Below are 14,039 nucleotides of genomic sequence, written 5' to 3'. Positions count from 1 at the left end.
GATGGTAGAAACCCTGCTCGAAGTTCGTAATCTGAGCAAAACCTTTCGCTACCGGACAGGTTTATTTCGCCGCCAGACCGTTGAGGCCGTTAAGCCCCTAAGTTTCACCCTGCGCGAACGTCAGACGCTCGCCGTCATTGGTGAAAACGGCTCGGGGAAATCTACGCTGGCAAAAATGTTGGCGGGTATGATTGAACCCACCAGCGGTGAGCTGCTGATTGACGATCATCCGTTAAAATATGGCGATTATTCATTTCGTAGTCAGCGGATCCGTATGATTTTCCAGGATCCGTCAACATCGCTTAATCCGCGGCAACGTATCTCGCAGATCCTCGATTTCCCGCTACGTCTGAATACCGACCTCGAGCCTGAGCAGCGTCGTAAACAGATTATAGAAACTATGCGCATGGTCGGTCTGCTGCCTGACCATGTGAGCTATTACCCGCATATGTTAGCGCCGGGTCAAAAACAGCGTCTGGGCCTTGCCCGTGCGCTCATTTTACGACCCAAAGTCATTATCGCCGACGAAGCCCTGGCTTCTCTGGACATGTCGATGCGTTCGCAGCTCATCAATCTGATGCTGGAATTGCAGGAAAAACAGGGGATTTCGTATATCTATGTGACCCAACATATTGGCATGATGAAGCACATCAGCGATCAGGTATTAGTCATGCATCAGGGCGAAGTGGTAGAACGCGGCAGTACAGCGGATGTTCTGGCGTCCCCTCTTCATGAGCTTACCCGCCGCCTGATTGCAGGTCATTTCGGCGAAGCGCTTACCGCTGATGCCTGGCGAAAAGATCGTTAACAAACGGCTGCCCTCCTCAACCGGGGGGCATTCTGCCATCAGTGACACAATGTGGGTAAGAGCAGCGTATCAACTTCGGTAAACGCGACTGACGGGTAAAGGGCACCACCTTGCATTGCCCAGACACCTGCGGTACTGGCCTCGTCGATAAGTCGTACTGTTTCTACTCCCTTCACCACAACACGGTCGCAATATTCCCTGATATTTTTGATCAGCACCGGGAACATCGGTTTTTCTACCTGTTCCAGGAAGAAACCGCGATCCAGTTTCACAACGTCAAAATGACCGCAAACCAGCGGACTGGCCCCTACGCTGCCGGAGCCAAGATCGCCCAACCACAATGCGTTTGGGCCGTCGCGAAGTGAATTAATCAGCAGATTATTCAGGCACATGGTATTCGACAGAAAACGTTCTGAAAGTTCCAGTGCAATAAATGGTAGAGCATGTAAGGCCGACTTGATGGCTGGATCACCAATCGCCAGCAGTGCCATTTCGTCAATGAGGTTCAGGGTGCAAATAAGGCTGTTGTGCTCAAACCAGTCACGCTTTTCGGCAATTAATCGAATTTGCTCGAGCATGAAATTACGCTTTTGTTCGCTATCCCACGCTGAAATGATGAAATCTGGATGCAACGGGTGAACCGTATCTGAAGTAAACCGGGCGTTAATCTCCACACCCAGTAATTTATCTGTTGTGTCTCTCATCGGTTCCGCGATGAAATGATAGTGCATAAGACCACTCCAATTGATCATAACATCCTGATAATGCACTTCTAATCACAATCAATCAATAATATCGATCAATGATTCGATATTGATCGATAAAAACAATATATCATAACAAGCTGAATATTGTCACATTTATTGTTTTAAGAAAGTTCCTACCTTGCTATGTTTATTAACATCAGCTAGCAATGAAATAATACCATTTCAATGCCTTTGAAACCTCGTATTTTCTCTGATTCACCGACGTTAGATGCCTGAACGAAGCACAAGCGGAGGGGGATGATATACTCCTCACATGTAATGACGTGACAGGTCACGTGAGGCGGATAACCATTCTCCAGGGAAAAAGCGTGGGATATAATTTCAGGCCAATTTCGAGTGTGTTTAATGCGTCAATCATAACTCATTGATTGATATAAGATAAGTGTTAGCCAAAAGGATTAAAGCCATGGGTTTTTTATCAGGTAAGCGCATTCTGGTGACAGGCCTTGCCAGTAAATTGTCTATCGCATGGGGAATCGCTCAGGCGATGCATCGCGAAGGTGCCGAACTGGCGTTCACCTACCAGAACGACAAGCTGAAAGGTCGTGTGGAAGAATTTGCAGCGCAATTAGGCTCCAACATTGTTTTGCAGTGTGATGTGGCTGAAGATGCCAGCATTGACGCCATGTTTGCTGAACTGAGCAAAGCCTGGCCGAAATTCGACGGTTTCGTACACTCCATCGGCTTCGCACCTGCTGACCAACTGGATGGTGATTATGTGAACGCAGTTACCCGCGAAGGATTTAAAATTGCGCATGACATTAGCGCTTATAGCTTTGTTGCGATGGCAAAAGCATGTCGTTCCATGCTAAACCCTGGCTCTGCGCTACTGACGTTGTCCTATCTGGGCGCAGAGCGTGCAATCCCTAACTATAACGTGATGGGCCTGGCGAAAGCCTCATTGGAAGCAAACGTCCGTTATATGGCTAACGCAATGGGGCCTGAAGGCGTACGCGTAAATGCAATTTCCGCAGGACCAATCCGCACCCTCGCCGCTTCCGGTATCAAAGATTTCCGTAAAATGCTGGCCCATTGCGAAGCTGTTACGCCGATTCGCCGCACTGTTACCATTGAAGATGTGGGCAACTCTGCGGCATTCCTGTGTTCCGATCTTTCTGCCGGTATCTCTGGTGAAGTCGTACACGTTGACGGTGGATTCAGCATCGCTGCAATGAATGAACTAGAACTGAAATAATCTTCCACTGTTCTCTGGGCGGCCCGCTGTCGCCCATGATGCTCGTTTTTAATTCCCCTCTACCCTGTCCCATATATGCTTTTCTGATATTTATTATCACGTAACAATCTTTCATCCCCTCTTCTGCTTACGTCAGGATATTGCAGCGCAAACGATCCGGCGAGTGGTATGACGACGTGTCCGGGTCGCCACTTTTTAGACCAAGGACCGCCCATGGAACAACGCCGAATTGAAGGCAAAAGCCACTGGTATCATGAGACGCAATCCAGCATGTATCCACAAGATGTTCTGCCGCTGGTGCCGGAAGCCGCTCATGTCGACGACTGCTTTTTACTGGATCTGGCGATATCTGATGACGCCCTTTTACCTTTTCAATCCTGGTTAATCCCTGCCCGTAAACTTGCACAGATTCTCTTCCCGACCCACGTAAACCTGAGTCAGATGCACACATTCAGCGCCTATGAACGGATGAGTACGGCGTTAACCGTCGCTCAGGTATATGGCGTCCAGCGATTATGTAATCACTATGCCGCGCGTCTAACACCGCTTCCTGGGCCGGACTCCTCGCGGGAAAGTAACCATCGACTGGCGCAAATCACCCAATATGCTCGTCAACTTGCCAGCTCTCCTGCCGTGATAGGCGTGCGCGATCGCCAGCATCTGGATGCTGTCGGGCTAACCACCAGCGATAGCATTCTGATGAATCAAATTATCGGATTCGTCGGTTTTCAGGCCCGTATCGTGGCCCTGTTTCAGGCCTGGTGTGGACATCCGGTGCGCCGAATTCCGGGTCTCGATATACAACAATTCGCTCACGCTGCGCCATTTAATGCAACAAACACAACCTGGCACGCTGCGCCATTCCCGATAGAAAAACATCTTAATCATGATGAGTCGATAGACAGACGTTATCCCGAGGAACTGCAAGCGTTACTGCCATTACTGATACATTCCCCCGTCATTTTGGATTTACACGGGTCGCTCATTTCCAGCACGCAACGTAGCGGGATACCGGTACAGGCATTTTCATTGGCGACGCTGATGACTTCACGGATTAATGGCAGCGTGGCCTGTTTTAATGAACATGCGTATTCAGCTCATGAATTAACCGAGGCCATTACCGTTCTTCGCCAGGATGAACGTGAATTACAACGTTGGGAACAACGACATCCAGTTGAGCGCGTTACCCTACAGGCGGTACAATGGCTGACCCGGGCGCCCGACCGCTTTAGCACCGCACTGTTAACGCCTTTGTTCGATCAGGGAATCTCTTCAGAGCAGGCCATTAACCTGCTAGCCTGGAGTGGATTGTGCGGATGGTTGAATCGCTTGAAAATCGCGCTGGGCGACACTGATTAACCGATCCACTTACTGAAAGAGCGCTTGCTGCCACTGGCAGAATCGCGTAAAACTGTCAGCCGCTCTTTTAGCCACGAAAATAGACAATTATGCTTCAGGACAACCCGCTGCTAGCGCAGCTTAAACAGCAACTACATTCCCAGACGCCACGTGCTGAAGGGGTGGTAAAAGCCACGGAAAAAGGCTTTGGCTTCCTGGAAGTCGATGCACAAAAAAGCTATTTCATTCCACCGCCGCAGATGAAAAAAGTGATGCATGGCGACCGTATTGTTGCGGTTATCCATACAGAAAAAGATCGTGAGTCTGCTGAGCCGGAAGAACTGATCGAACCCTTCCTGACGCGCTTCGTGGGTAAAGTTCAGGGCAAAAATGACCGTCTGTCCATTGTGCCGGATCATCCGTTACTGAAAGATGCTATTCCTTGTCGTGCAGCCCGCGGCGTTGAACATGAATTTAAAGAAGGCGACTGGGCTGTTGCAGAAATGCGCCGCCATCCGCTGAAAGGCGATCGCACCTTCTACGCCGAGTTAACCCAATTTATCACTTTTGCTGATGACCACTTTGTCCCGTGGTGGGTCACACTGGCACGCCATAATCTGGAAAAAGAAGCCCCAGACGGTGTAGCAACCGAAATGCTGGACGAAGGCCTGGTTCGTGAAGATTTAACCGCCCTCAATTTCGTCACCATCGACAGCGCCAGCACCGAAGATATGGACGATGCGCTGTATGCTGAAGAACAAGCTGACGACACACTACAATTAACCGTCGCCATTGCCGACCCAACAGCCTGGATTGCAGAAGGCAGCAAGCTGGATAAAACGGCAAAAATTCGCGCGTTCACCAATTATTTACCGGGGTTCAATATCCCGATGTTACCACGTGAATTGTCTGACGATCTCTGCTCTCTGCGCGCGAACGAAGTGCGCCCGGTTTTAGCTTGTCGTATGAGCATTACTGCCGATGGCACGATTGAAGACAACATCACCTTCTTCGCCGCAACCATCGAATCTAAAGCGAAGCTGGCCTATGACAATGTTTCCGACTGGCTGGAAGGTACAGGCGAGTGGCAACCAGAAAACGACGCGATTGCGGAACAAATCCGTCTGCTGCATCGTATTTGCCTGAGCCGAGGAGAGTGGCGTCATAACCACGCGCTGGTCTTTAAAGATCGCCCGGATTACCGTTTCGTTCTCGGTGAAAAAGGTGAAGTACTGGACATCGTCGCTGAGCCACGCCGCATCGCAAACCGTATCGTGGAAGAATCCATGATTGCGGCAAATATTTGCGCCGCTCGTGTGCTTCGCGACAAGCTGGGCTTCGGTATTTATAACGTCCATATGGGATTCGACCCGGCCAACGCCGACGCTCTGGCCGCGCTGCTGAAAACCCACGGTATGCACGTCGATGCCGAAGAAGTACTGACATTGGAAGGTTTCTGCAAACTGCGCCGTGAGCTGGATGCACAGCCATCTGGTTTCCTCGACAGCCGAATTCGCCGCTTCCAGTCTTACGCTGAAATAAGTATCGAGCCAGGTCCACACTTTGGGTTGGGTCTGGAGGCATATGCCACCTGGACTTCCCCAATCCGTAAGTATGGCGATATGATCAACCACCGTCTGCTTAAGGCCGTCATCAAAGGTGAAACCGTCGCCCGACCTCAGGATGATACCACCGTGCAGATGGCAGAACGTCGTCGCCTGAACCGGATGGCTGAGCGTGATGTGGGTGACTGGCTATACGCCCGTTTCCTGAGTGATAAAGCCGGAACCGACACCCGCTTTGCGGCCGAGATCATCGACGTCAGCCGCGGCGGCATGCGCGTACGTTTGGTTGATAATGGCGCTGTTGCCTTTATTCCTGCCCCCTTCCTGCACGCCGTGCGTGACGAACTGGTCTGCAGCCAGGAAAGTGGTACCGTACAAATCAAAGGTGAAGTGGTTTACAAAGTCACTGATGTGATTGACGTAACTATCGCCGAAGTTCGCATGGAAACCCGTAGCGTTATCGCGCGTCCAGCAGCGTAAACTGACAAATCCAACGACCTTTCTCTTTTTTGAAAGGTCGTTTTCTTTTTTTACCGACCAAATTTCAACCACACACTACACTTCTCTCATCCAGTCAAAATTTTTTTTTACTATTTTTCAGTTCCGCTGGCTTTGCTTTTTATGGATTCTGGATTACATATAAATATATAAATAAAACAATACGTTCAGCCATAATCACCCTGAATGAATCATGGCTACCCTTACTTTTGAGGCTTTATGCGCTTTAAACGGGATAGTACACATCATGAAAGACGTCCGGGAGCTGGTTACGTTGTATAGCTATGTGGGCACTCATAACCCCTACTGGCGTTTGTCAGAGGATTGCAACATCCTGCATTTCTCTATTGATGAAACAGCAGAAGCTGAGCAGACCATCGAATTATCACCCGAACAGGCCGACCGCATTCGCGAGATGACGGTAATTACGTCAAGCCTGTTGATGACGTTACCCATTGAAGATGACGATATTCCGGTACATTTGGTCGGGCGGAAAATCAATAAGCGCGAATGGGCCGGTAGCGCATCAGCCTGGGATGACACCCCTTCCGTCGCACGCGATCTGGCTCAAGGTCTCTCTTTTGCCGAACAGGTGGTTTCAGAAGCCAATTCCGTTATTGTCATTCTTGACCGCATGGGCAACATTCAGCGTTTTAACCGTTTGTGCGAAGAGTACACCGGACTCAGAGAACGTGAAGTCATTGGCCAAAGCGTATTCACACTGTTTATGAGTCGACGTGAAGCCGCAGCCTCCAGACGTAACATCGAGGTTTTTTTTCGCGAAGGCAACTCATATGAGGTCGAACGTTGGGTGAAGACCTGCAAAGGTCAGCGCCTGTTTCTTTTTCGCAATAAGTTTGTACATAACGGTAGCGGCAAGAACGAAATATTTCTGATCTGTTCCGGCACCGATATCACTGAAGAACGCCGCGCGCAGGAACGCCTGCGGATGTTGGCTAATACCGACTCCATCACCGGATTACCGAACCGTAACGCCATTCATGAGCTGATAAGCGACGCGATTGAGAACGCAGGTGATACTCAGGTTGGGATTGTATATCTCGATCTTGATAACTTCAAAAAGGTGAACGATGCCTACGGGCATATGTTTGGCGATCAGCTATTACAGAGTGTGTCGCTTGCAATCCTCAGTTGTCTTGACGACAACCAGCTATTGGCTCGGTTTGGCGGTGATGAATTTATCGTCCTTGCCACCGAAACGTCCCAGAGCACACTGGAGGCTACCGCATCGCGCATTCTGACACGCCTGCGTCAACCCTTTCGCATTGGCCTGATTGAAGTCTATACAGGCTGCTCTATTGGTATTTCCCTCGCTCCACAGCATGGTCAGGACTGCGAAAGCGTCATTCGTAACGCCGATACGGCCATGTACACCGCGAAAGAAGGCGGCCGCGGACAGTTTTGTGTTTTCTCTCCGGAAATGAATCAGCGGGTTTTTGAATACCTGTGGCTGGATACTAACCTGCGCAAGGCGCTGGAAAACGATCAACTGGTTATCCATTATCAGCCAAAAATAACCTGGCGAGGCGAAGTGCGCAGCCTGGAGGCGCTGGTACGCTGGCAGTCTCCGGAACGCGGCCTCATTCCACCACTGGAATTTATCTCCTACGCCGAAGAATCAGGGCTTATTGTTCCGCTGGGGCGCTGGGTTATTCTGGACGTTGTGCGTCAGGTTGCAAAATGGCGCGCCAAGGGAATCAATCTGCGCGTGGCGGTAAACGTTTCTGCCCGCCAACTCGCCGATCAGACGCTATTTACCGATCTCAAACAGGTGCTTCATGAACTCGACTTTGAATATTGCCCCATTGATGTCGAGTTAACGGAAAGCAGTTTGATTGAAAATGAACAGTTGGCACTGTCCGTCATTCAGCAGTTTAGCCAGTTGGGAGCGCAAATCCATTTGGATGATTTTGGTACCGGATATTCGTCACTGTCTCAACTGGCCCGCTTCCCGCTTGATGCAATTAAACTGGATCAAACCTTTGTCAGGGATGTACACAAACAACCTATTTCGCAGTCGCTGGTACGTGCCATTGTTGCGGTCGCACAGGCACTCAATCTGCAGGTCATCGCCGAAGGTGTTGAAAGCGCGAAAGAGGATGCGTTTTTAACCAAAAATGGTGTCAACGAGCGTCAGGGTTTTTTGTTTGCCAAACCAATGCCAGCAGTTGCATTTGAACGTTGGTATCGACGGCACCTGAATAAAAAAACACGCTAATGCAGTGGGATCAAACGTTGAAAATAGCCATAAATGGACATTACCTAACGATCCTATCTGCATGTAATCACAGAATATATAATATTCTTCTATCATTGAAGTTAATACTATTTTTCCCTTCTCTTTTGCCATGAAATTCTGCATCATGAAATTCAAACTCTATTGCCATTAGGATGATAACCATGTCTGATATCGACGCTCAGCGTCTGGCCGAACGCATTGATACCGTGCTGGATATCCTCGTTGCAGGTGATTACCACTCAGCCATCCACAATCTCGAAATTCTGAAGGCTGAGCTGCTAGACACGGCCAAAGAAGATGCCGAGTCTTTGCCCAAAAAGCACAAGGCTCCCTGGGAGATCTGATGACATTAACCCTTTAATGTCGCGGCTATCAGCAAACTGCATATGAGGCAGTTTCCGTTTAATTTCCGATACGATATCGCAATAAAATTAATATTATGAATTCCCGACAACAATCTATTTTGCAGATGGTGACTGATAAAGGTCAGATGAGCGTTGCCGAACTGGCAAAAATCACCGGTGTCTCAGAAGTGACGATTCGACAGGATCTGAACACACTGGAAAAACAGAGTTATTTACGCCGTGCGCACGGTTTTGCTGTTTCATTGAACAGCGATGATGTGGAAACGCGCATGATGACTAATTTTACGCTGAAGCGTGAGCTGGCCGAATTCGCCGCATCGCTGGTAAGCCCAGGCGAGTCCGTATTCATTGAAAACGGCAGCAGCAATGCGCTCTTGGCCAGAACGCTGGCGGAGCAAAAAGATGTCACCATCATTACCGTCAGCAGCTATATAGCCCATCTGCTGAAAGAAACCCCCTGCGAAGTGATTCTCCTTGGCGGCATCTATCAGAAAAAAAGCGAAAGCATGGTGGGGCCCTTAACTCGCCAGTTTATCCAGCAGGTACACTTCAGCAAGGCCTTTATCGGCATTGATGGCTGGCAGGCTGACACCGGCTTCACCGGACGCGACATGATGCGTTCTGATGTGGTTAACGCGGTGCTGGAAAAAGGTGCAGAAGTTATTGTGCTTACTGACAGCTCAAAATTCGAAGCCATTCACCCTTACACGCTGGGTCCATTAGAGCGATTCAGCCGCGTAGTCACGGATTCCAGACTCAGCGCCAGCGTACAAATGCAGCTTGAGCACTCGGGTTTAACCGTCAATATCATTGATGCGCACGCATAAAATCTTCAGCAGATGATTTGTCAGTCGGCAAATCATCTCCTCTCTGAGAGTTATCTGACAGTCCAATTAAGACTTTTTACCTGTCGTTAACAGGATTAAGTCGTAAAATTAATGTTAGCGATATAACAGGAACGAACCTCCAATCTCAGGATAGTGTTTGTCATGCCTTCGCTAAACGGTTTCACGGAAATATCTTCGTTAGCCTAAATTTAGCGCTATTCTTAAAGAACACTGGATTCCGTGAATCAATAATTCAGGAGAAAGTATTATGTTAGTAACGAGCAAAAAAATGACCGCTGCCATTTTGGCGATTACTCTGGCAATGTCGCTGAGTGCCTGCTCTAACTGGTCCAAACGTGACCGTAACACCGCAATTGGTGCTGGTGCTGGTGCAATCGGTGGTGCAGTCCTGACTGACGGCAGCACGTTGGGCACGCTGGGTGGTGCTGCAGTAGGTGGTATTATTGGCCACCAGGTGGGTAAATAATTTACGGTTAAACGGCTCGATATAATAATACGTTTACTTTTTCAGGTCTGTATTATTAAAAAGCCACGGAAAAATTCCGTGGCTTTTTTTATTAACCGCCAGCCAATTTAACTTTCATTCCTTTGGCTTCCAGCAGCGATTTAATCAGGTCGCGTTTATCACCCTGTATCTCAATCACACCATCCTTCACTGCCCCGCCGCAACCACATTTTTTCTTCAGTTCCGCAGCTAATTTGGTCAGTTCAGCATCGTCCTGATCTATTCCAGTAATCAGACACACGCCCTTACCTTTGCGGCCACTGGTCTGTCGCTGGATACGGACAATGCCATCGCCTTTGGGACGCTCTGGGACGGCTTTTGGTTCATCAATACGCCCGGTGTCAGTTGAGTAGACCAGACGAGAATTTGAGTCGTTCATTTACGCACCTCGTTTCAGGGAGGCATTGATCATCTTCAGCGTCTGAGCCGGATCTGCCGACTGTGTGACCGGACGACCAATAACCATATAATCGACGCCAGCTGACTGTGCCTGTTCCGGCGTCATAATACGACGCTGGTCGCCTGCCTCGCTGCCTTCAGGACGAATACCGGGCGTTACCAGTTTAAATGCCTGGCCAAATGCCTGCTTGAATCGCACTGCTTCCTGCGCGGAGCATACGACGCCATCCAAACCACAATGTTGGGTTAAGCGCGCCAGCCTTTCCGCATGCTCCGCAGGTGACAACGTCACGCCAAGGTCGGCAAGATCGCTGGCTTCCATACTGGTCAGAACTGTTACTGCAATCAGCAACGGCGCATCCTTGCCAAAAGGCACCAGGGCTTCACGTGCGGCGGTCATCATACGCGCCCCACCAGAAGCATGAACGTTAACCATCCATACGCCAAGCTCAGCCGCCGCCGCAACGGCATGCGCGGTAGTATTGGGAATATCATGAAATTTCAAATCAAGAAAAACGTCAAAGCCACGCTGTTGTAAATCGCGAACCAACTGAGGTCCAAAAAGCGTGAACATCTCTTTGCCCACTTTCAAACGGCAATCACAAGGATCAATTCTGTCGACAAAAGCTAATGCTTTATCACGATTGGAATAATCGAGAGCGACAACGACAGGAGAATCAGTAACAGCACGAGAAGAAGATGAAGCAGTAAACGTCATGACCAGACCTTCCTGAGGATGGGCGCCATCGGCGGCGCAAAATGGGTAAACGGCGTGCATTCTACCTGCGGCAATAAAAAATTAACAGGCGCGATTACATTTCTGCCAGGCAAATTTGGCAACGGAGGTTGAGGAAGGATCTGTTATAGATCATTAGTATGTTGTAACTAAAGTGAGGTTTTTTAAAAATTACAGCCCATCAAGTCCGCGAATAGGCTTAATGGTTGACCATGAGCGACAGGATGGGCAGTGCCAGTACAGTGTATATGCGGTAAATCCGCACTTCTGGCAACGATACCGAGGCTTGCTGCGCACCTGCTCCCCGACCATATCGCGCAGAACCATCAGGCTCTCTTTCGCGCGCCCTTCTTCTGCTTCGTTAAGATGGTAATCCATCAACTTGTGGAACACGCGCATCGTAGGATGGCGTTGTAGCTGGCGGGTAATATAAACCTGAGCGGTATCAGTCCCCTCACGCGCTTCAAGAATATCGGCCAGCATCAGCTCGGCGGCGGCGCCAGTATTCTCCTCAACAGCCCGACGTAAAAACTCGGCCCACTCATCGTTTTTCCCCAGATGCTGGTAGCAGCTTTGCAGCATTTCCAGCGTTTCGCTGACCAGTTCTTTATCCTGAGAAATCACGCGTTGTAGACATTCGACGGCCTTCGCGTAATCGCCTTTCACCATGTACACACGGCCCATCATGATGGAAACACGGGCACTGTTTTTGTCTGCCGCAGCCCCTTTTTTCAACAGCGTCATGGCGCGATCCATATCGTCGCTACCCATCTGCTGTAAGGCCAGTTCGCAGTAGAAGTGAGCTATCTCAATACGCTGTTTATCTTTACCGAGCTTCACCAGGCGTTCTGCGACATCAATCGCTTTCTGCCATTCGCTGGTCGCCTGATAAATTTGCAGCAGTTGCTGTAATGCACCGACGCGAAAATCTGTTTCATCGGTAAGCTGATTAAACATGTCTTCCGCGCGGTCGTACAGACCTGCGGCCATGTAGTCGCGCCCCAGCTGTTGCACGGCCAACAAACGCTGCTCGTAGGTCAGCGAAGCACTTTCCATTAACGTTTGATGGATGCGGATTGCGCGGTCGACTTCACCGCGCGAGCGAAACAGGTTTCCGAGGGTGAGATGAGCCTCAACGGTGCCCGTATCCTCTTTTAGCATATCGAGGAACAGATCCACCGCTTTGTCTTGTTGGTTGCTCAGGAGGAAGTTAACCCCGGCGACATAGTCACGGGAAAGACGGTTAGCTTCATCCTGCTTGGTTTGTTGCGCACTTCTGCGACCCATATACCACCCATAGGCAGCGGCTACAGGCAAAAGCAGAAACAACAACTCCAACATAAATAATTATTCCTTCACAACCGACGAATCGGCAGAAACCGCAACGTCGGTCGCAGGCGTAAGCTGGTTTTCCAGTCGTTTGATTTTACGTTCGGCGCGCGCAAGAGACACACGAACCTTCAGCCAGAAAAGGCCGCAAATTAACCAACCAATCGCAAAACCTGCGGCAAACAATACAGCAAGCAGCGTAGAGATACGATACTCACCCTGAGCCAGCAGGTAATTAAACGTAACCTGTTGATCGTTTTGCGCACCTAATGTCACCGAAATAACAAAAATCGCCAACACCAGTAAGAAAATGAGTAAATATTTCACATTACTTCCCGTTATGTGGTTTGAGCGAATAAATCGTGTACAACTTACCGCGTTGAGCCCTTTAAATTACCATTTTCACAACGAGTGCGAAACGGAAAAGCGCTTTCCCCTTTCTGATTTAAGGGCAAAATTCGAAAAATCAATCATGGCTAACTTTCTTGTTCACGCTGAGCGATTTCTTTTTCCTCCTGCACAGGCGGCGTTAATGGTCCGCATACCCGCTGCGCAAGCCATGTCGCCAGTGTTACCAGCAACCATGAAATCAGCGTTGCAACGACCAAATCACGGGGCCAGTGCATGCCTAATAATAAGCGACTACCCATAACACCCGTAGCCCAGATAAGTAAAAACACAATTGTCAGCGTACGTCGGCGTGGCCATAACAGCCCTACGGCCAGTAAAGCCCAACTGGCGGCAAACATCGTATGCCCTGACGGAAAGGCAAACCCTGTTTCTTTTTGCCAGTGCTTACGCAGAAACGTCGGAATATCCTGTTGTTCGGCCAATTGCTCTTTAACTAAGTGACCACGATCTTTACGTTTTAAAGTGTAGAACTCATCAACAGGGATATGGTGCGTTTTTTCCAGCCACACGACAAAGGGCCGAGGTTCCTGCACCCTGTCTTTAACCCAGGACTTTACGCCCTGACCGACTAAAATTGCCGCAGCCAGGATCGCAAACAGCATTACCGCAGCTTTCAGACGAAAACGCAGACACCACAGAAACCATGCGCAGAGAACAACGTGAGTGATAATACCCCACGGCTGCGTCACCGTTTCCGTTATCCAGTACAGAGATTTTAGCCACCAAACGTTATGTCCCGGCTGCCAGCTCCAGCCCGATACCCATACGGCAACCGGCATAATAAGTAGCAGTCCGGCCCCGACCGCAGTGCGCTTTGCAATTGACAGCATTGCCTCTCCTTTCGTCGATAAGTCTCACAATCATAACTGAAAAAAGCGCATGCCGGTGAAATTGACAATTTTGTGCCATTCCAAAAGCGAATCCGTTGTCGCGATTAGGTGAACATCGTTGCCTTATGGCAAAATAGTGCAATATAGAACAGAAGCCAACAGGCGACGGCACGACAGTGCCAGCA

Annotated in this window: 14 protein-coding genes; 8 read left to right on the top strand and 6 right to left on the bottom strand. The window is 49.5% G+C overall.

All coding sequences use genetic code 11. The annotated features are described in order from the left end of the window. Nucleotide 1: 1 nt before the first annotated feature. On the top strand, nucleotides 2–808 hold the full coding sequence (gene sapF / locus OGY72_RS11670) for a peptide ABC transporter ATP-binding protein SapF (RefSeq protein ID WP_016153235.1): 807 nt from the start codon (nucleotides 2–4) through the stop codon (nucleotides 806–808). 38 nt (nucleotides 809–846) lie between these two features. On the opposite strand, the gene OGY72_RS11665 is transcribed toward sapF, so the two are convergent. Continuing rightward, on the bottom strand, nucleotides 847–1,539 hold the full coding sequence (locus tag OGY72_RS11665; RefSeq protein ID WP_003833297.1) for an EAL domain-containing protein: 693 nt from the start codon (nucleotides 1,537–1,539) through the stop codon (nucleotides 847–849). A 442-nt stretch (nucleotides 1,540–1,981) separates the two neighbouring features. On the opposite strand from OGY72_RS11665, the gene fabI reads away from it, so the two are divergent. The 7 genes from fabI to osmB all read left to right on the top strand — a co-directional run bounded on the left by fabI (nucleotide 1,982) and on the right by osmB (nucleotide 10,110). Next, complete coding sequence (fabI, locus tag OGY72_RS11660; protein ID WP_020996373.1) at nucleotides 1,982–2,770, top strand: enoyl-ACP reductase FabI; 789 nt, start codon at nucleotides 1,982–1,984, stop codon at nucleotides 2,768–2,770. Nucleotides 2,771–2,983: 213 nt separating this feature from the next. Beyond that, the gene (locus tag OGY72_RS11655) at nucleotides 2,984–4,129 is read left to right on the top strand and encodes a CMD domain-containing protein (RefSeq protein ID WP_286547781.1); all 1,146 of its coding nucleotides are present in this window, start codon (nucleotides 2,984–2,986) and stop codon (nucleotides 4,127–4,129) included. A gap of 89 nt (nucleotides 4,130–4,218) precedes the next feature. Further along, the gene (locus tag OGY72_RS11650) at nucleotides 4,219–6,153 is read left to right on the top strand and encodes an exoribonuclease II (RefSeq protein WP_286547780.1); all 1,935 of its coding nucleotides are present in this window, start codon (nucleotides 4,219–4,221) and stop codon (nucleotides 6,151–6,153) included. 265 nt (nucleotides 6,154–6,418) lie between these two features. Then, the gene (pdeR, locus tag OGY72_RS11645) at nucleotides 6,419–8,410 is read left to right on the top strand and encodes a cyclic di-GMP phosphodiesterase (RefSeq protein ID WP_063940813.1); all 1,992 of its coding nucleotides are present in this window, start codon (nucleotides 6,419–6,421) and stop codon (nucleotides 8,408–8,410) included. A gap of 182 nt (nucleotides 8,411–8,592) precedes the next feature. Continuing rightward, nucleotides 8,593–8,775 (top strand): YciZ family protein, encoded by a 183-nt coding sequence (locus OGY72_RS11640; protein WP_003833313.1) that lies wholly within the window; start codon nucleotides 8,593–8,595, stop codon nucleotides 8,773–8,775. 95 nt (nucleotides 8,776–8,870) lie between these two features. Beyond that, complete coding sequence (gene yciT, locus OGY72_RS11635; protein WP_003020580.1) at nucleotides 8,871–9,623, top strand: DNA-binding transcriptional regulator YciT; 753 nt, start codon at nucleotides 8,871–8,873, stop codon at nucleotides 9,621–9,623. Nucleotides 9,624–9,891: 268 nt separating this feature from the next. Continuing rightward, entirely contained in the window at nucleotides 9,892–10,110 is a 219-nt protein-coding gene (osmB, locus tag OGY72_RS11630; protein WP_003020583.1) for an osmotically-inducible lipoprotein OsmB, read from the top strand. A 91-nt stretch (nucleotides 10,111–10,201) separates the two neighbouring features. Here the strand turns inward: osmB and yciH are convergent, their stop codons facing one another. The 5 genes from yciH to pgpB all read right to left on the bottom strand — a co-directional run bounded on the left by yciH (nucleotide 10,202) and on the right by pgpB (nucleotide 13,854). Continuing rightward, nucleotides 10,202–10,528, bottom strand: coding sequence for a stress response translation initiation inhibitor YciH (gene yciH, locus OGY72_RS11625; RefSeq protein WP_003833315.1), 327 nt, complete (start codon nucleotides 10,526–10,528; stop codon nucleotides 10,202–10,204). Continuing rightward, nucleotides 10,529–11,266: an orotidine-5'-phosphate decarboxylase gene (gene pyrF / locus OGY72_RS11620; protein ID WP_126319799.1), complete on the bottom strand. Its 738-nt coding sequence runs from the start codon at nucleotides 11,264–11,266 to the stop codon at nucleotides 10,529–10,531. A 189-nt stretch (nucleotides 11,267–11,455) separates the two neighbouring features. Further along, nucleotides 11,456–12,625 (bottom strand): lipopolysaccharide assembly protein LapB, encoded by a 1,170-nt coding sequence (gene lapB, locus OGY72_RS11615; protein WP_003833317.1) that lies wholly within the window; start codon nucleotides 12,623–12,625, stop codon nucleotides 11,456–11,458. Nucleotides 12,626–12,631: 6 nt separating this feature from the next. Beyond that, entirely contained in the window at nucleotides 12,632–12,940 is a 309-nt protein-coding gene (locus OGY72_RS11610) for a LapA family protein (protein ID WP_003020595.1), read from the bottom strand. A 149-nt stretch (nucleotides 12,941–13,089) separates the two neighbouring features. Further along, nucleotides 13,090–13,854, bottom strand: coding sequence for a phosphatidylglycerophosphatase B (gene pgpB / locus OGY72_RS11605; protein ID WP_003833318.1), 765 nt, complete (start codon nucleotides 13,852–13,854; stop codon nucleotides 13,090–13,092). Nucleotides 13,855–14,039: the final 185 nt, after the last annotated feature.

Source organism: Citrobacter sp. Cpo221, assembly GCF_030332345.1.
Lineage (GTDB): Bacteria > Pseudomonadota > Gammaproteobacteria > Enterobacterales > Enterobacteriaceae > Citrobacter > Citrobacter portucalensis.
Note: the sequence above shows the minus strand (reverse complement) of the source record. Positions and strands in the feature narration are given on the sequence as shown.

Coding starts and splice junctions, on each gene's coding strand:
- pgpB (WP_003833318.1), bottom strand. CDS start 13,854: ATGCTGTCAATTGCAAAGCGCACTGCGGTCGGGGCCGGACTGCTACTT.
- yciT (WP_003020580.1), top strand. CDS start 8,871: ATGAATTCCCGACAACAATCTATTTTGCAGATGGTGACTGATAAAGGT.
- OGY72_RS11650 (WP_286547780.1), top strand. CDS start 4,219: ATGCTTCAGGACAACCCGCTGCTAGCGCAGCTTAAACAGCAACTACAT.
- fabI (WP_020996373.1), top strand. CDS start 1,982: ATGGGTTTTTTATCAGGTAAGCGCATTCTGGTGACAGGCCTTGCCAGT.
- lapB (WP_003833317.1), bottom strand. CDS start 12,625: ATGTTGGAGTTGTTGTTTCTGCTTTTGCCTGTAGCCGCTGCCTATGGG.
- pyrF (WP_126319799.1), bottom strand. CDS start 11,266: ATGACGTTTACTGCTTCATCTTCTTCTCGTGCTGTTACTGATTCTCCT.
- OGY72_RS11655 (WP_286547781.1), top strand. CDS start 2,984: ATGGAACAACGCCGAATTGAAGGCAAAAGCCACTGGTATCATGAGACG.
- yciH (WP_003833315.1), bottom strand. CDS start 10,528: ATGAACGACTCAAATTCTCGTCTGGTCTACTCAACTGACACCGGGCGT.
- sapF (WP_016153235.1), top strand. CDS start 2: ATGGTAGAAACCCTGCTCGAAGTTCGTAATCTGAGCAAAACCTTTCGC.
- osmB (WP_003020583.1), top strand. CDS start 9,892: ATGTTAGTAACGAGCAAAAAAATGACCGCTGCCATTTTGGCGATTACT.
- pdeR (WP_063940813.1), top strand. CDS start 6,419: ATGAAAGACGTCCGGGAGCTGGTTACGTTGTATAGCTATGTGGGCACT.
- OGY72_RS11640 (WP_003833313.1), top strand. CDS start 8,593: ATGTCTGATATCGACGCTCAGCGTCTGGCCGAACGCATTGATACCGTG.
- OGY72_RS11665 (WP_003833297.1), bottom strand. CDS start 1,539: ATGCACTATCATTTCATCGCGGAACCGATGAGAGACACAACAGATAAA.